This window comes from Amorphus sp. 3PC139-8 (genome assembly GCF_040750475.1).
Taxonomy (GTDB): Bacteria; Pseudomonadota; Alphaproteobacteria; order Rhizobiales; family Amorphaceae; genus Amorphus.
In genome coordinates, this window is sequence record NZ_JABJVY010000007.1 from 178,672 (window position 1) to 195,126 (window position 16,455).

Annotated in this window: 13 protein-coding genes; 10 read left to right on the plus strand and 3 right to left on the minus strand. The window is 63.4% G+C overall.

The features are described 5' to 3' along the window. Window positions 1-159 precede the first annotated feature (159 nt). Window positions 160-843 carry a GGDEF domain-containing protein gene (locus HNS03_RS09245; RefSeq protein ID WP_367194737.1) on the plus strand — a complete coding sequence of 228 codons (684 nt, stop codon included), beginning with the start codon at window positions 160-162 and terminating at the stop codon, window positions 841-843. Between the two features lie 154 nt (window positions 844-997). On the opposite strand, the gene pcaQ is transcribed toward HNS03_RS09245, so the two are convergent. Further along, window positions 998-1,945: a pca operon transcription factor PcaQ gene (gene pcaQ, locus HNS03_RS09250; protein WP_367194739.1), complete on the minus strand. Its 948-nt coding sequence runs from the start codon at window positions 1,943-1,945 to the stop codon at window positions 998-1,000. A gap of 199 nt (window positions 1,946-2,144) precedes the next feature. Here pcaQ and pcaC point away from each other — a divergent pair, with 199 nt between their 5' ends. The 7 genes from pcaC (at window position 2,145) to HNS03_RS09285 (ending at window position 9,398) form a co-directional block, all read left to right on the plus strand. After that, entirely contained in the window at window positions 2,145-2,552 is a 408-nt protein-coding gene (gene pcaC, locus HNS03_RS09255) for a 4-carboxymuconolactone decarboxylase (RefSeq protein ID WP_367194741.1), read from the plus strand. Next, a complete protein-coding gene (pcaH, locus tag HNS03_RS09260; protein WP_367194742.1) occupies window positions 2,549-3,334 on the plus strand; it encodes a protocatechuate 3,4-dioxygenase subunit beta in 786 nt (261 codons plus the stop codon). The genes pcaC and pcaH overlap by 4 nt, the downstream gene beginning before the upstream one ends. Window position 3,335: 1 nt before the next feature. After that, window positions 3,336-3,950 carry a protocatechuate 3,4-dioxygenase subunit alpha gene (pcaG, locus tag HNS03_RS09265; protein WP_367194743.1) on the plus strand — a complete coding sequence of 205 codons (615 nt, stop codon included), beginning with the start codon at window positions 3,336-3,338 and terminating at the stop codon, window positions 3,948-3,950. Window positions 3,951-4,086: 136 nt separating this feature from the next. Continuing rightward, a complete protein-coding gene (pobA, locus tag HNS03_RS09270; protein WP_367194744.1) occupies window positions 4,087-5,256 on the plus strand; it encodes a 4-hydroxybenzoate 3-monooxygenase in 1,170 nt (389 codons plus the stop codon). A gap of 224 nt (window positions 5,257-5,480) precedes the next feature. Beyond that, window positions 5,481-6,296 carry an alpha/beta fold hydrolase gene (locus HNS03_RS09275; RefSeq protein ID WP_367194745.1) on the plus strand — a complete coding sequence of 272 codons (816 nt, stop codon included), beginning with the start codon at window positions 5,481-5,483 and terminating at the stop codon, window positions 6,294-6,296. Window positions 6,297-6,334: 38 nt separating this feature from the next. Next, on the plus strand, window positions 6,335-7,612 hold the full coding sequence (locus HNS03_RS09280; protein ID WP_367194747.1) for an acyl-CoA dehydrogenase family protein: 1,278 nt from the start codon (window positions 6,335-6,337) through the stop codon (window positions 7,610-7,612). Window positions 7,613-7,853: 241 nt separating this feature from the next. Beyond that, window positions 7,854-9,398, plus strand: a complete 1,545-nt coding sequence (locus HNS03_RS09285) for a class I adenylate-forming enzyme family protein (RefSeq protein WP_367194748.1) — start codon at window positions 7,854-7,856, stop codon at window positions 9,396-9,398. Between the two features lie 222 nt (window positions 9,399-9,620). On the opposite strand, the gene HNS03_RS09290 is transcribed toward HNS03_RS09285, so the two are convergent. Then, the gene (locus HNS03_RS09290; protein ID WP_367194749.1) at window positions 9,621-10,124 is read right to left on the minus strand and encodes a DUF6790 family protein; all 504 of its coding nucleotides are present in this window, start codon (window positions 10,122-10,124) and stop codon (window positions 9,621-9,623) included. Between the two features lie 201 nt (window positions 10,125-10,325). On the opposite strand from HNS03_RS09290, the gene HNS03_RS09295 reads away from it, so the two are divergent. After that, window positions 10,326-10,925, plus strand: a complete 600-nt coding sequence (locus HNS03_RS09295; protein WP_367194751.1) for a carbonic anhydrase — start codon at window positions 10,326-10,328, stop codon at window positions 10,923-10,925. Window positions 10,926-10,956: 31 nt separating this feature from the next. Here the strand turns inward: HNS03_RS09295 and HNS03_RS09300 are convergent, their stop codons facing one another. Then, complete coding sequence (locus tag HNS03_RS09300) at window positions 10,957-12,564, minus strand: class I adenylate-forming enzyme family protein (RefSeq protein ID WP_367194753.1); 1,608 nt, start codon at window positions 12,562-12,564, stop codon at window positions 10,957-10,959. A 613-nt stretch (window positions 12,565-13,177) separates the two neighbouring features. Here HNS03_RS09300 and HNS03_RS09305 point away from each other — a divergent pair. Continuing rightward, on the plus strand, window positions 13,178-16,201 hold the full coding sequence (locus HNS03_RS09305) for an autotransporter domain-containing protein (protein WP_367194754.1): 3,024 nt from the start codon (window positions 13,178-13,180) through the stop codon (window positions 16,199-16,201). Window positions 16,202-16,455: the final 254 nt, after the last annotated feature.

A 16,455-nucleotide genomic window follows, 5' to 3' on the forward strand; every position in this document is an offset into this window, starting at 1 on the left:
AAACCTTCTGACCGACATTACTGGCGCTGATGGACGGGGCGTCGGTACGGCTTGGCTCGGGGCAGTCCGAAGAAGGCCGACGGTCTCTGTTTTGTCATCCGAACCGTGGGACGGGCGTGAATGGGGACCGCCGCACGCTTCAGGAAAGGGAATCGGAGGGTGCATCGTGATACCGCCCCGACGGGAACTCTGACGGCGCCGTCCGTTCGGCTTGCCGAGATTCTGACGCGTTCCGACGACACCTCGCTTGGCGCTCTGCGCGAGGAGTTGGAACAGCTCTACGCCCAGATTACGGACCTTCAGACCCTGGTGGAGCGCGATGCGCTGACCGGTGCCTATAATCGCCATGGGCTGGAGCGCATCGAGGCGCAGGTCATGGCGCGCCGCGAACGGTTCGGCATCCCGGTCTCGGCATTGTTCATCGACATCGATCGGCTGAAGGATCTCAACCGGGATTATGGCCACGTCGCCACCGATGCCGTTCTGAACGCGGCCACCAAGCGCCTGGAAGACCTGAGCCGGCCCTATGACACGCTGGTGCGTTGGGGCGGGGACGAGTTCGTGCTGCTGCTTCCGGAGGTCGGGTTGCAGCAGGCCGCGTCGATCGCCGACCGGATCTGCGGCCATATCGGGTCCGAGCCATTTGAGATCGACGATCGCGCGATTCCGCTCTCCGTTTCAATCGGCGTGGCGGACATGCGCGAGGGCGAGCAGGTGATCGACCTGGTGGAGCGCATCTCCGGCCTGATGTACGAGGCAAAGGAGGGCGGGCGAAACCAGATTGCCGTCTTCGATGGTCAACGTGCGCCCGAGCTTCCTTTCGCCGATCGAAAGGGTGGATAACCGGCCGACCGGCAATGTTCCGGTGAGGCGTCCGATCGGTCGCGGCACAGCAACGCTGTGTTCATCAATGCTGCGATAAATTGCTCCTCGAGCGGGAAGATACTTTTAAGTTTTCACTTTAATTATGGTTAATTTTTAATTTAATATCAGTAGATTATATCGTTTTATTGATTTCATTTTTTAGTTTTGTGTCGGCAGGCAGTCGCGCCGCATGCTGCATGGCGTCGATCAGGAGACGGGCCGTCGGCCCGACTTCGGCATCGGCCCGGGTGGTGACGCCGACGGGACCGGTGGTGTCGGAGACGTCGAACGGAAGCTCCACCAGAGTTCGCTCCGCGACGTCGAGGGCGGCCACCCCGGAAGAGATGATCCAGACGGCGTCGGAGCGGCGGGTGTAGGCCCGACCGAAATCGTTGGAGACGGTCTCGATCCGGTCGGCGATGTGACCGATGCCGTTGGCCAGGAGAAAGCGGTCGACGATGCTGCGGATGATCGCTTCCTGCTCCGGAAAGAGGACGGGATAGTCGACGATGCGGGCGAGGTCAGGTGCGGCGATCAGCGGATGCCCCGGCCGGACGACAAAGCTGACCGTCTCCGAATAAAGATGCTGGAAGCTCAGCCCCACCATCGTCTCCGGGGCGCCGAGGCGGCCGAAGACCAGATCGAGCGCGCCCAGCCGAAGCTGGTCGAGAAGGTGAAGGTTGGGTCCGCTGACAACCTTGAGAACCACGCCCGCCCGCGTACTCCGGAAGCGATCGATGGCCTCCGGTACGATCCGGCCCGCGACGGATGGCAGCACGCCGAGGGTGAGCACCTCCTCCTCTTCCATCCTGGCGCGGGCGACCCCGTCGAGGCCCTGGCGCAGCGCGGCCACGCTTGCGCCGGCATAGCGCACGAACATTTCCCCCACCGGGGTCAGCGCCACTCCCGCGCGGCTGCGCTCCATCAGCTCGACGCCGAGGATTTCCTCCAGTTCGGCAAGCGCCTTGGACACCGCCGGTTGGCTGACGCCCAGGCTTTTGGCTGCCTTGGCGACGCCGCCGAGCCGGGCGGTCTGCAACAGGCACTGCAAATGACGGAACTTGACGCGGGACGGGATCATTCCAATTTGGTTATTTAAAACGCCGGAAAAGTGATTTTACATGCCCAAATCAAAATATCTATCTTTGATATAAGTCAAAGACGGGTGCGTCTGGTACCGGCACATCGGCCACATCCGTTGGCCGTGCCGCCGAGGCGGGTAGCAATCCTTGCCTGCGACCGGATTTCGAGCAAACCCAAACGAACCGGGACGGAACGCGATGACCACAGATGAGCGCCATGCGCAGGGAATGGCGGTTCGCCGTTCGGTTCTGGGCGACGACCATGTCGATCGCGCAGAAGCCAAAAAGACCGACTTCGATGTCGACTTCCAGCGTTTCATCGTGGAGTCGGCCTGGGGTTCGGTCTGGAGCGGGTCCGGCCTGACCAAGCGCGAGCGCAGCATGGTCACGCTTACGCTGCTCGCGGCCGGCGGCCATCACGACGAGTTCGCCATGCACGTGCGCGCCATGCGCCGAACGGGCGCGACGATCGAGGATCTCCAAGAGCTTCTCATGCATGTCGCCGTCTATGCCGGCGTGCCGGCGGCCAACACCTGCTTCGGCATCGCCAAACGAGTTCTCGCCGAGGGCGAGGGTCCCCAATGGAGGGAGGAGTTGACATCATGACCGATCAAGCGAGCCGCATCGCGGCAGGCCCCTTGCCGGGCGGGCGCAACGATCTCGGAGCGTTTCCGCGTGGCTTCCAGCCGCGCGATCGCGACCTGCAGCCGGCGGCCTATTTCCCGGACTACAAGTCGACTGTCGCGCGCTCGCCCCAGCAGGCGCTTTTGTCGGTGCCCCAGACCATGAGCGAAATCACCGGCCCGGTGTTTGGCCACGGTGATTTGGACCCGCTCGACAACGACCTGATCCGCAACGCCCAGGTCGACGGCGAGCCGATCGGCGAACGCGCGATCGTCCACGGCCGGGTGATGGACCAGGAAGGGCGCGGCATACCGAACACGCTGGTGGAAGTGTGGCAGGCCAATGCCGGCGGCCGCTACCGTCATAAGACGGAGGACTATATCGCGCCGCTCGACCCGAACTTCGCCGGGTGCGGCCGCATGATCACCGACGAGCACGGCTACTACCATTTCCGGACCATCCGTCCGGGTCCGTATCCGTGGCGGAACTACCGCAATAGTTGGCGGCCGGCGCATATCCATTTTTCGCTGTTCGGCCCGGCGTTTGCGACCCGGATGATCACCCAGATGTATTTCGAGGGCGATCCGCTGATCCCGATCTGCCCGATCGTGAACTGCGTATCGGACAAGAAGGGCGTGGAGGCGCTGACGGCGCTTCTCGACATGACCGCCAACACCCCGCACGACTGCCTGGCCTACCGCTTCGACATCGTTCTGCGCGGGCCGCGCCAGACCTTCTTTGAGAACAGGCCGGAGGGACTTTGAGATGCCGGTAACGCTGCTTCGCGAAACACCGTCCCAGACCGCTGGACCTTACGTCCATATCGGCCTGGTTCCCTCCGCGGCCGGCATCCAGATGCGAACCCAGGAGAACCTCCATGTGGTCGCAGGCCCGCAGACCGAAGGCGAGCCGATCAAGCTGGAGGTCAATCTGTGGGATGGCACCGGCGCGCCGATCACCGATGCCACGATCGAGCTGTGGCAGGCCGACGGCAAGGGCCGCTACCGTCATCCGCTGGACCCGAAAGCCAATGAGATCGCGGCCGATTTCCGTGGCTTCGGCCGGGCCGTGTCGGATCTGAAGTCCGGCTACTATGTCTTCGAGACGGTGAAGCCCGGCCAGGTGGCCGGCCCCAACGGCGAGAAGATGGCGCCGCACGTGGCGATCGCGCTCTTCGCGCGCGGTATCAACATCCATCTCAATACCCGGATCTACTTCTCCGACGAGGAGGCGAACGCGAGCGATCCGATCTTGAAGATGGTGCCGCCGCATCGCCGCGAGACGCTGATTGCGGAACGCAAGCCCGGCGAGGGAACGGCGGTCTACTCGATCGACATCCATCTTCAGGGCGAGCAGGAAACCGTCTTCTTCGACGTGTGATTTCGCTCTGATGTCAAATGCAGGATTTCGGGCCGCGCCGGCCCGAAATCCTCCGGTCGAAGCGATCCGCTCGGCGGACCGACGGCCAACAAGAACATAAGCCGCGGAGCGGCGGGAACGTCGGGAGGTTCGTCGGATGAAAACCCAGGTAGCGATCATCGGGGCCGGGCCGTCTGGTCTGCTCTTGTCCCAGCGTCTGCATCTGGCAGGGATCGAGAGCATCGTCCTAGAGCGGCACAGCCGCGAGCACGTGCTGGGACGCATCCGCGCCGGCGTGCTGGAGCAGGGCCTTGCCGACATGTTGCGCCAGGCCGGCGTGGGCGAGCGCATGGACGCCGAGGGCGAAATCCACGAAGGCGTCGAGATCGCGTTCGGCGACAATCGCATCCGCATCAACTTCGAACAGCTCGTCGGCAAGACGGTGATGGTCTACGGCCAGACCGAGGTCACTCACGATCTTTACGATGCGCGGGATGCGATGGGCGGTCGGATCATCCATCAGGCCGAGGATGTCGCCCTCCACGGGATCGACACCGACAAGCCCTATGTCACCTTCAAGAAGGACGGCGTGGAAGAGCGCATCGACTGCGATTTCATCGCCGGTTGCGACGGCTTCCACGGCCCGAGCCGCAAGGCATTCCCGGCCGACAAGCTGACCGTGTTCGAAAAGGTCTATCCGTTCGGGTGGCTCGGCATTCTGTCGGAGACCCCGCCGGTTGCCGAAGAGCTGATCTATTCCGGTCATCCGCGTGGCTTTGCGCTGTGCTCGCTGCGCTCTCGCGTGTTGAGCCGCTACTATGTCCAGGTGCCGTCGGGCGAGAAGGTGGAGGACTGGTCCGACGACCGGTTCTGGGAGGAGCTGAAATCGCGGCTGCCGGCCGACGTGGCAAGCACGCTCGTGACCGGACCGTCGATCGAGAAGTCGATTGCCCCGCTCCGAAGCTTCGTCGCCGAGCCGCTGACCCATGGCCGCTTGTTCCTGGTGGGGGATGCCGGCCACATCGTGCCGCCAACCGGCGCCAAGGGGCTCAACCTTGCGGCTTCCGACGTCTTCTATCTCTCCAGCGGTCTGATCGACTTCTATAGGGCCGGGGACGACAGCGGGCTTTCCGGCTATTCCGCCAAGGCGCTGCGTCGGATCTGGCTCGCCGAACGCTTCTCCTGGTGGATGACGACGCTGCTTCACAAGTTCGACGAGGAAGCCTTCGATGTGCGCGTCAAGCGCGCCGAGCTCGACTATCTGATGTCGTCGGAAACCGCGCAGCGGGCGCTGGCGGAAAACTATGTGGGCCTTCCCTACGACTGAAGGGCCCGCAACGCTTCAAATCCGTCGTGCGGCGATTCCACGGTGAGCTGAACAAGCCTAGCGCACCAGGCCAATTTGAAGAGGGCCGCCGCAAGGCGAACCGACGCGGCTTTGGTCTCAGGGACGACGCGACGGTGATGCTTTGAACCTAAAACTATTCCTTTTCATGTAATATGTCTGTGCTATGCTTCCCGGATTGGGCGTCGTTCGGGAGGTGAGGCCGTATGGCAGACGTGTCCGGCGCATATGAGCGCAAATCGACGAAGACCGGCCGCTTCGGCTATGCCGAGGGCGGTGATCCGTCGGCGCCTGCGATTGTCTTCATTCATGGCATTGGCGGACGGGCGGAGGTCTTCGATCCGCAGTTGCGCGCCTTTTCGCCGGCCTACCGGGTCGTCTCGTGGGATGTTCCCGGATACGGCACCTCGGTGCCGCTGCAAGAGGCCAATCTTCCCGCCCTTGCCGTCGCGCTCGGCGATTTCCTGAGCCAGATCGACGCGAAGGACGCGATCCTGGTTGGACAATCGTTGGGTGGCATGATCGTGCAGGAGGCGCTGGCCGCGGGCCTCGTCGCGCCGAAAGCGATCGTGCTCACTGGCACCAGCCCCGCCTTCGGCCGGCCGGATGGCGATTTCCAGAAGAAGTTCATCGAGGGTCGTCTGGCGCCGCTCGATGCCGGCCACACCATGGCCGAGCTTGCCGATCAGATGATGAAAGGGCTCACGGGCCCCGATCCGGACCCGGAAGGCTTCCGGATCGGGCGCGACGCGCTGGCCGCGACGCCGGAGGAGAGCTTCCGCGTCATGGTGCATGCGCTCGTCAGCTTCGACCAGCGTGCCAATCTCCCCAACATCGCTTGCCCGACGCTTTTGATCGCCGGCACCGAGGACACCAGCGCGCCCGCGCCCGTCATGCAAAAGATGGCCGAGAAGATCCCGAACGCGACCTGTGTCGTGCTGGAAGGCGCCGGCCATCTCGCCAATCTCGATAAACCCGGCCCATTCAATGAGGCCATGCAAACCTTCCTCGCCCGGCTTTAGGTCGCCGGCGGCCGCCTTCACTTGAGGAGTATCCCGTCATGAACGTCCCCGCTGTCGATATCGAATCGGTCGAACTCGACGCACCGATGTTCGATCCCGTCGCCTTCCGCCTGACCGACCAGCAGGCGGAGTGGTGCACGCTTGCCCGCAAGCTTGGGAAGACCAAGTTCGCCGACCGTGCCTTCGAGGTCGATCGCGAGGCCAAGTTCCCGACGGAAAACTATAAGGACCTGCACGAGAACGGCCTTCTGGCGCTGTGCGTGCCGGAGCGTTTCGGGGGCGGCGGCGCGGGCTATCAAAGCTATTCGCTGGTGGCTGCCGAAATCGGCCGCTATTGCGGCGCGACCGCACTGACCTGGAACATGCACGTCTGTTCCACGCTCTGGTCCGGTCCGCTCGCGGACGATCTGGAGATGAGCGAGGAGGACCGCGCGGCCCACGAGAAGCGCCGGGCGATCCACTACAAGCGCATCGTCGAGGACGGCGCCATCTACGCCCAGCCCTTCTCCGAGGGTGGCGCGGCGGCGGCCGGCGCGGTGGCCTTCTCCACCGAGGCCGTGCCGGTCGAAGGCGGCTGGATCGTGCGGGGCAAGAAGATTTTCGCCTCGCTTTCGGGCAATGCCGACTATTACGGCGTCCTGTGCACGGAGACCGAGCCGGACGGGACCAAGAGCCGGCGCAACACGCTTTATCTCGCCGTCGATGCCACCGCGAAGGGCGTCAGCGTGGTCGGCGACTGGGACCCGCTTGGCATGCGGGGCACGGTGTCGCGCACGCTCTTGTTCGACGACGTGTTCGTGCCGGAGACGGAGGCGCTGATGCCGCGCGGCCTCTATTTCAAGGCGGCGTCGAATTGGCCGCACATGTTCATGACGCTGTCGCCAACCTATATGGGCCAGGCCCAGGCGGCCTACGACTTCACGGTCGCCTACCTGCGTGGCGAGGTGCCGGGCATGCCGCCGGTGAAGCGGCGCATGTACCCCACCAAGCAGATCGCCGTCGCGGAAATGCGCATCAAGCTGGAGCAGGCCAAGGCGCTTTGGTTCCAGGCGGTGACGGAGGCCTGCGCCAACCCGAGCAAGGATCAGGTGCTGCGCGCCTGGGCGACCCAGTACACGGTGATGGAGTTCGCCAACGACATCGCGCGCCTCGCCATCCGCACGTGTGGCGGCCAGTCGATGCTGAAGTCGCTGCCCTTGGAGCGGATCTATCGCGACTCCCGCTGCGGCGCCTTGATGCTGCCGTGGACGGCGGAACTGTGCGTCGATCGGCTTGGCCGCGGCGCGCTCTACGAGCCGGGCGAGAGCGACGAGTAATCTCTGGCGGCGCTTTTCGCTCCGCTCAGTCCCGCGAAAGCGGGAATCCATAGGGCCTGTCGGTGGGATCTTGGTCTTCCCGACGTGTGCGGAAGCCGATCATCTCGTTGCATGACGACGTTGCGTTCGAGGTGTTCTCGCTGGTTCCTTATGGCCTCCCCGCTTTCGCGGGAGTGAGCGGCGTATGAGGTGCCGGGCGCGGCAGAAGCACCGTCTTTGATTATTCTTGGGATAGAAACCCATGGACCTTTCCGATCTGATCGACCGCAACGCCGCCTTCACGCCGGAGAAGCCGGCCATTCGCTTTCAGGGCGAGATCCTGACTTATGCGGCGCTGGCCGATCGGATCCACCGGACGGCCTACGCGCTCAAGACCCGGCTTGGGGTGGGGCGGGGCGACCGCGTCGCAATCCTGTCGCTCAACCGGCCCGACTATCTGGTGCTGCTCTATGCCTGCGCTCGCCTCGGCGCCATGCTGGTGCCGATCAATTGGCGGCTGGCGACGCCCGAGCATCTCTACATTCTGGAGCACGCCTCCGCGAAGGCGCTGTTCGTGGAAGAGGCGTTCTCCGGCGTGTTGGAGCCGCTTTCCACCGCGCTGCCGGAATGCCGACCGGTGGGGCTCGATTTCGCGCCGTCGGTGGGCGTCAGCTTCGAGGCCTTCCTTGAGGGGGCCGACGGAAAAGACGGCCGTAACCCGCACATCGACACCACTTGCCCGCTGTTGATCGTCTACACGTCCGGCACCACCGGGCGCCCGAAAGGGGCGGTCCTACGCCAGGACGCCATCGTCTGGAACGCGATCCAGTCCGCCCACATGCATGACATGACGGCCGCGGACCACATCTTCACCTCGCTGCCGATGTTCCATGTCGGCGGGCTCAACATCCAGACCACGCCGGCGCTGCAAGTGGGCGCGACCGTGACGCTGCACGACCGGTTCGAGGCGGGCGCTGCGATCCGCACCATCGTGGAGGATCGGCCGACGCTCACTGTGTTGGTCCCGGCGACACTGCTGGCGGTGCTGGAGCATCCCGACTGGGCGGGCGCCGACGTCTCCTCGCTGCGCGTCGTTACCACCGGGTCGACGATCGTGCCGCAGCCCGTGGTGGAGCGCTTTCATGCGCGCGGGTTGCCGGTGCTGCAGGTCTACGGCTCGACCGAGACGGCCCCGATCTGCATTTACACTCGAATCGGCGGCGCCGATTCCATCGCGCGCAAAGGCACGACGGGTCTGCCGGGTCTCGCCTGCGAGGCCAAGATCGTGGATGCGACCGGCCGCGAGCTGCCGCCTGGCGAGCCCGGCGAGATCGTGGTGCGCGGGCCGACCACTCTCTACGAATATTGGGGGGATGAAGCGGCCACGTCCGACGTGCTCAGGAATGGTTGGTTCCACACCGGCGACATCGCCACGCGCGACGAGGACGGCTATTTCTACGTCCATGATCGCAAGAAGAATGTGATCATTTCCGGCGGTGAGAACATCTATCCGGCTGAGCTGGAGCGGGTATTGCACGAGCATCCCGACGTGCTGGAGGCGGCCGTGATCGGTCGTGCCGATCCGCATTGGCAGGAGGTGCCCGTCGCTTTCATCGTCGCGCGCGCCGGCGCCAAACCGACCGTTGAGGAGATGACGGCGCACCTTCGCTCCAATCTCGCGCGCTTCAAGGTGCCCCGCGAGATCCGGTTCGTGGAGACCCTGCCCAAGAACGCGATGGGCAAGGTACAGCACTTTCAGCTCAAGGCGCAGCTTGCCGCCGACATGGCCGCAAGTTCGCCCGGCTGAGCGAGGCGTCCGGCGCATCGCGCCTCTTGGTCGAGCCCCCAGTCTCCGCTCATTCCCGCGCAAGCGGGAATCCATAGTGAGTTGGCGGCTAGATCCTTCGCCGCATTCTATACAAACCCGATCGAGTGACTTGTCCTCGAAAATTGAGCGGAGGTCTCGGGAGACGGGAGCGTTCCAATCTGCGGCGATCGTGCCCTTGTGGACGTCGTGTCGGATACGTTCCTACCGATTGTTCGACCCCCGCTGAAGCAGTAGGAAGACGAACCCGATCACTGGCAGCAGAATGTCGGTCCAGAAGATGATGCCGGCGTTGCCGGGCGCGAAATTGTGCGCGGTGATCATCTGGTAGACGTGGCCCGCCGCGGCGCCCCACAGGAACATCGCGGGTCCGACAATTGCCGCGATCCGGATCCCGCGATTTCCGAAGAAAGCCAACAGTCCAACCACGGCGAAGCCGAGCGAGGCAAAGCCGACTTCGGCTTGAAACGGGCTCTGAGCCCAGCCGATGAAACGTGCCGCCGTCTCGCCGAAGAAGACGTGCATGACGAAATTGTAGAAGAACGAGACAAAGATCGAGAACAGCAGGAAATAGGCAAAGAGCTTTTCGATCACCACGGACCCGGTCACGCGTGGAGCTCTCGCGATCGCAATCGCCGATGCGATGAGGCCGATGACCAGAAAGGTCAGGGTGAAGTTGGAAAGAACGAAGGCGATTGCTGCATGCATGGTATCCCTCCCGAGCCTTGCTCTTCATCTTGCATAGAGCGTTTTCGGTCAGGGGGAAACATTGCCTGATCCTACGAGGATCAGCCGGGCAGGGCCGTGGGATCGGATTTGGCTCTCTCCGATTCAGCTTTTGCGAAGAATGCTATAAGCAGTCTCGCGACGGCCGGAGGCGACCGGCCCCGACGAGCGAAAGGAGACGGCGTGCTCGAGCATCTCTTGCAGCAGAACAAGGATTGGGCGAAGCGGCAGGTTGAGCGGGATCCGGCCTATTTCGATCGCCTGGTCGACCAGCAGACGCCCGAATATCTTTGGATCGGCTGTGCCGACAGCCGCGTGCCCGCCAACGTCATCACCGACCTGCCGCCGGGCGAGGTGTTCGTCCATCGCAACATCGCGAATCTCGTTCACCACGCCGACATCAACTGCCAGTCGGTCCTGCAGTTCGCGGTCGATGTCCTGAAGGTTCGCCACATCATCGTCTGCGGCCACTATGGCTGCGGCGGCATCCGTGCCGCCATGCAGCGCTCGCCCAGCGGGCTGGTGGATCATTGGCTGCAGCCGATCCGCGACATCGCGCGGCTCAACCGTGACGAGTTGGAAGCGATCGAGGACGACGACAAGCGCTTCGACCGGCTCTGCGAGCTGACTGTCGAGGTCCAGGCCGGCCGGGTTCTGGAAAGCCCGATCGTGCGTGACGCCTTCGAACGCGGCCAGGAGCTGCACGTTCACGGCTGGGCCTATCGCCTGACCGACGGCGGCATCCGTGTCATCGCCGACAACATGAAGCGGAACGGGGGCTGAGCGGTGATTTGAGCGCTGTGCTCAAAGATCGTTAGGGCCTGCTTCCGGTTTGATCCCGGACCAGCTTCGCCAATTCCGCCTTTTTCACCTTGCGGGTCGGGGTCATCGGCATGTCTTCGACGAACACGAGTGCCTCCGGCCACTTGGTCTTGGCGACGCCGGCTTCGGTCAGATAGGTGCGCAGGTCGTCGAGGCTTGGCGGCTCGGCGCCGGGTACCGGCACAATGGCGACGCAAGCGCGTTCGCCCAGCGTGGGATCGGGGACCGGTACGATCGCGCATTGCGCAACGGCCGGATGGCCAGCGATCAGATCTTCCACGTCGGCCGGATTGAACTTCACGCCACCGCGGTTGATCACGTCCTTGGAGCGTCCGGTGATGCGAATGAAGCCGCGCGCATCCATCACCGCCAGATCGCCGGTTCGGAAAAAGCCGTCTTCGGTAAAGGCGCCTTCGGTCGCTTCTTCGTTGTCCAGGTAGCCGGAAAACAGCGAGGGCCCGCGCACCTGCAATTCGCCCTCGGTATCGGACAGGGCGGGGGTGTCGCCCTCCATCACGCGCAGCTCGCTGCCGGGGCTTGCGCGTCCGGCACTGCCAAGGCGAGCATCCAACGGATCGTCGAGACGAGTGAAAGCGCCGGCCTGAAGCTCGCTCATGCCCCAGAGCTGGCCGACCACGCCGTCGCTCAAGCGCGATTGCACGGTTTCGGCGAGCGCCGGTGGGCAGGCGGTGCCGGAGATCTGCAATAGCTTCAGGGATTTCAGCCGATCCGGATCCAGAAAGCCGTTGGCCTCGGCCGCCACCATGTGGGCGGGCGCGGAGAATAGGTGGCTCGGCCGGTAGCTGGTCAGCGCCTCGGCAAGGCTCGCAGGCGTATAGGCTGGCAACAGCGCCATGGTCGCGCCAGTGGCGAGTGCCAGGTTGACGGAGAACAGGCCGTAGAGATGGCTGAAGGGCGCGGCCGACAGGATCACCGAGCCGCTGTCGATCCCGAGCTCCCGCGCGCTTCGCGCCGCGTTCGGCAGGAATTTCTCGTAAGGAACGAGAACGCCCTTTGGGGCAGAGGTTGTACCGGAGGTATAAAGCAGCACGAACGGGTCGGACGGAGAGGCAGCAGGCGACAACTCCGCTTCGCCGGTCAGCGTGGCGAAATCGACCGTTCCCTCCGGATCGCCACCGAGCGCGATCACGGCCTTTAGCGCGGGCAGTCGGTCGCGAAGCGAGGCGACGAAGGGGGCGGGCGCGAAATCCTTGGTCTCTTTCAGCCCGATGAAGGCCGCGCTCTTGGCATGAGCCAGGAGCGGTTCGATCTCCGCCGATCGATAGGGCATGTGGATCGTCTGGAGCACGGCGCCGGCATAGCCGGCCGCCAGATAGCTGAGTACGAAGGCCGTGGTGTTGGGAAGCTGAACCGCGATTCGGTCGCCGGGCTGGATTCCGAGTTCCACGAACCCCCGCGCCATCCGCTGTGCGTGGGCGTCGAGATCGGCATAAGAGACCGTCCCGCCCGGACCGATGAGCGCTGGATGCTCCCCCCGCTTGCGCACATGTGTGGCAAGCCAGCTTGCCAGTGTTGCGCCTTCCGGGCGGTCGCCTTCAGAGGGGGCGCCGCCAGCGGACACGGGATCGGGTGAGCTCACGATGTGTGCCTCCGTCGGGCCGGAACTGAAGCGTAGAGCTTAGAAGGAAATTTCAGGCGATGAAATTGCTCTCACGCGCTGGATTGGCGCGGGGATGCGGCGGTTCATTCGTGACTGGATATGCGGGTCGGGCGGCGGACCGACTGGCACGTTCGGCGAATCGCGCTGATGGCGTGTGGGCCTTGCGGTGCAGATGATAGCGCATCAAGCAATCCATCTTTTGTGCGTCCTGCAAGGATGCTCGCACATGCCACTCTCTTATTTAGAGCCGGTTTCGTCTGCCGTCGATAAGATATTCTTACCCATCAAAGCCGGTCTTGCGTTGTCTCCCCTCAAATATCGGGGGGTAAGGAGTGCATGTGTGAGGTTAATTTAAAATATTCTAATGATCTAACTAAAAAGTTTGCCGATATCATGGATAATTCATACGGATAGTGAAAGAATGCTTATTCTCTCCGCACTGAGGGGGAGGCATTCTCAAAAATGCCGGATTCGATCCTGTGCGGTATTCCGTAAATTTGGGGGCGTTATGCGGGTACTGAAGTCAACAAAGTGGGCCTTGATTGGAGTCTTGTGTCTGGGCACAGCCGCTCAGGCAGACGAGTTCGAAAGGATGATCTCGTTCGGCGACAGCCTGTCGGATGTCGGCAATACATATATTGCCACTCTAGCCGGCCAAGTCTTTCCCAACTTTGGTCCGGGAGTGATGCCTGCCCCGGATGTGTACAGCGTTCAACCTCCGCTGTACGGGCGCTTCACCAATCAACAGGTCTGGCTCGAATATCTCGCACCGCGCATGGGCGTCGACTTCCACCGCCTCGACGATCGGGCTTGGGCGGGCGCCGAAAGTACGCCCCTCGGCTTCCCTTTTTCGACCTTCGCCCAGACGGTCGAATACGTCGTGGAGAGTCGTAAGCAGGATTTAAGCACCAACCTTTACACCTTTTGGATTGGTGGCAACGACTACGCGAACGCCGCTTATGCCCACCAGGACCCTGTCGCCAAAGTGCCCCAGGTGGTGGAGAACATTGACCGCACGGTCAGGATCCTGTCCGACGCCGGAGCGGAATCGATCATCGTCCTGGACGTGCCCGACACGTCGCTGACCCCGCTGATGAATCGCGATCGCCCTGACTATCTCGAAGAGCTTCACCAGGCCTCACTTGCCCACAACCTCGGCCTCAGCAGCGCCATCGACGAGCTGAACGCGGAGCGGGCAGCGGAGGGGCGCAAGCCCGTCGTGGTGGTCAAGGCTGGCGCGTTCTTCCAGGACGCGGTGATGAACCCGGAATCCTACGGGCTTACCAACGTCACCACGCCCTGCTTCTGGCAGGGCGAGGAGGGGGCCGAGGGCGGCCAGTACACCTCCGCCAACGTCAAGAATTCCGGCAGCTGCGGGCCGATCGATCTGAGGCAAAGCATCCGCTACGCCGAAGGGACGAAGACGCACCTGTTCTGGGACGGCTTCCATCCGACGGCGACCGGGCACCAGCTGATCGCCGAGTTCACCCAGACCTCCTACGATCTCCTGTTCGGCAATCCGGTGACGCTCGGCCATCGGTTCGTCGCCAACGTCAACACCAGCGATACGGTCTATGCCGGCACGATCGGCGGTGTCGGGGAGATGGTGAAGCTCGGCCCGAAGATGCTCACGCTCGGCGGGACCAACAGCTACCGAGGCGGCACGGAGATCTACGACGGCACGCTGCAGATCTCTCGGGACGAGAACCTTGGGGCCGCCGGCACGCCGATCACCTTCAACAGCGGCACCTTGAAGATCGCCTCGGCGATGAAGACCGACAGGCCGGTCGTTCTTCTCGAAGCCGATCCCGCCAAGAACTACGCCTTCGGCAGCGGGTTCACCGGCGGCGGTACCATCGAGACCGACGCGCCGGCAGTACTCTCCGGCGTGATCTCGGGGGCCGGCGGCCTGACCAAGGCCGGCTTCGCGAGCCTGACGCTGGCCGCCGCCAACACCTACGCCGGCGGTACGACGGTGAACGAGGGTGAGCTCGCGGTCGACGGATCGATCGAGGGGCTCGTTACCGTGGAGGCGAACGGTATCTTGAGCGGCAGCGGCGTCATCAACGGCACCGTGTCGAATGTCGGCTTTCTTGCGCCGGGTGCCTCGGTCGGCACGCTCACCATCAACGGCGACTACGTCCAGGGCGACGACGGCGCAATCCTGCTCGATGTCGATACCGATGCCGCCGATCTCCTCGTCGTCAACGGAACGGCTGAGCTCGACGGTGATATCGACGTGGTGATCGAACTCGGCGACAAGATCGTCGATCAGGACTTCGCCTTCTTTACCGCCAGCTCCGGGATGGAAGGAGCCTTCGATGACGTGCTCGATCAAAGCCCGTTCCTGCAGGGAACGCTGTCCTATCAGGGCAACCAGGCGATCGTCAGCTTCCATCGTGACTTTGCTGCGCCGGCGGAAACGACGAACCAGAATGCGGTCGCAGCCTATCTGAACGGCGCCTATCAACTCACTGACCAGGGCGATCTCGACGCCGTCTTCCAGGCGCTGGATTCCACCGGTACGGACGCCAACGGTCGGTATGCCCTCGACAGCCTGTCCGGTCAGTCGATCGGAGACCTGACGACGTCCTCCATGCTGCAGCGCCGCACGCTCACGCGCGCGGTCGAAACCCGCCTAGCCCACCGCCGCAGCGGGGTGGCCGAAATCGGTTCGGCGCCGTCCGCCGCGGTGCTCGACCATGCCAGCGGAACGTCAGATCCGGCCGTGGTCAGCCAACAGCTTGCCCAGTTCAATGCCAACGGCGGTCAGGTCGGTGATGGACTTGCGACTTGGGCTCAGGCCATCAACGGGCTCACCGACATCAGCGCCGACGGCAACGGTCTCGGTTTTGACCAGTCGCTTGCCGGTGCCTTGATCGGCATCGACAAAGGGTTCGCCGGTGGACTGACCGGTGGCTTCAGTCTGGCCTATTTGAACAGCAACCTCGATCCGAACACGATCGGCGGCAACGCCAAGGGTGACAGCTACCAGATGACGCTCTACGGATCTGCGGAGTTCGGCAATGCCTTCGTCGATGCGCTTGCCGGTTACGCCTATACCGACTGGGAGACCACCCGGAATCTCGACTTCGGGGGGTTGTCACGGACGGCCACCGGCTCGCCGGATGGTCAGGACCTCACGCTTGCCGGCCAAGTTGGCACACGGCTGGCGGTCGCGGGGCTCGCGCTGGAGCCGACCGCCGGTCTCGACTGGTACCATCTTTACCGGTCTGGCTTCACCGAAACCGGAGCCGGGGCTGCGGATCTGATCGTTGGATCGAGCAGCACCGACTATCTGCAGTCTTCGCTCGGAGTGCGTGTTTCTGCCGCGTTTACGACGCTGGACGGCCTTAACGTCGTGCCAGAAGCGCGGGCGGCCTGGTATCACGACTTTCTCGACGACGACCCACAGGTGTCCGCCGCGCTGGCCGGTTTCGGCGGGGCGGGCTTTACCGTCGCAAGTGCGTCGCCCGGGTCGGATACCGCGGTCCTCGGGCTCGGGCTTAATGCGTTCAAGGGCGACCGGTTCCGGGTCTATGCCGACTACGACTTGTCGTTGGCGGACAATGAGACCGGACATCTCTTCTCTGCCGGCCTGACCTACACCTGGTAGGAGCGATCGGGGCCCGGCCGATCGGCTGGGCTCCGCCTGCCGAGATTGCAGTCGGCGCGGCCGCTTAGCGCCTTTTCCGCTTTGATGGAAACTTCTGAGCGATAAGAAATGGCTGCAGATTCTATCGCTTGAGCAATCCTTTGCCGTTCGACTCGTTTCGACTTGAGCCGCGTATGCCTTAGAAAAACGCTCAAGAATCTTCATCTCCGATTGTCTTGCGGCGGTTCCCAAGGAAAGCGGTTGGGGCGAAAAAG

What these genes read in the sequence shown, in the direction of transcription:
- HNS03_RS09280 (WP_367194747.1), top strand. Translation starts at nt 6,335, where the DNA reads ATGAACGTCCCCGCTGTCGATATCGAATCGGTCGAACTCGACGCACCG.
- pcaG (WP_367194743.1), top strand. Translation starts at nt 3,336, where the DNA reads ATGCCGGTAACGCTGCTTCGCGAAACACCGTCCCAGACCGCTGGACCT.
- pcaH (WP_367194742.1), top strand. Translation starts at nt 2,549, where the DNA reads ATGACCGATCAAGCGAGCCGCATCGCGGCAGGCCCCTTGCCGGGCGGG.
- pcaC (WP_367194741.1), top strand. Translation starts at nt 2,145, where the DNA reads ATGACCACAGATGAGCGCCATGCGCAGGGAATGGCGGTTCGCCGTTCG.
- HNS03_RS09275 (WP_367194745.1), top strand. Translation starts at nt 5,481, where the DNA reads ATGGCAGACGTGTCCGGCGCATATGAGCGCAAATCGACGAAGACCGGC.
- HNS03_RS09290 (WP_367194749.1), bottom strand. Translation starts at nt 10,124, where the DNA reads ATGCATGCAGCAATCGCCTTCGTTCTTTCCAACTTCACCCTGACCTTT.
- pcaQ (WP_367194739.1), bottom strand. Translation starts at nt 1,945, where the DNA reads ATGATCCCGTCCCGCGTCAAGTTCCGTCATTTGCAGTGCCTGTTGCAG.
- HNS03_RS09305 (WP_367194754.1), top strand. Translation starts at nt 13,178, where the DNA reads ATGATCTCGTTCGGCGACAGCCTGTCGGATGTCGGCAATACATATATT.
- pobA (WP_367194744.1), top strand. Translation starts at nt 4,087, where the DNA reads ATGAAAACCCAGGTAGCGATCATCGGGGCCGGGCCGTCTGGTCTGCTC.
- HNS03_RS09285 (WP_367194748.1), top strand. Translation starts at nt 7,854, where the DNA reads ATGGACCTTTCCGATCTGATCGACCGCAACGCCGCCTTCACGCCGGAG.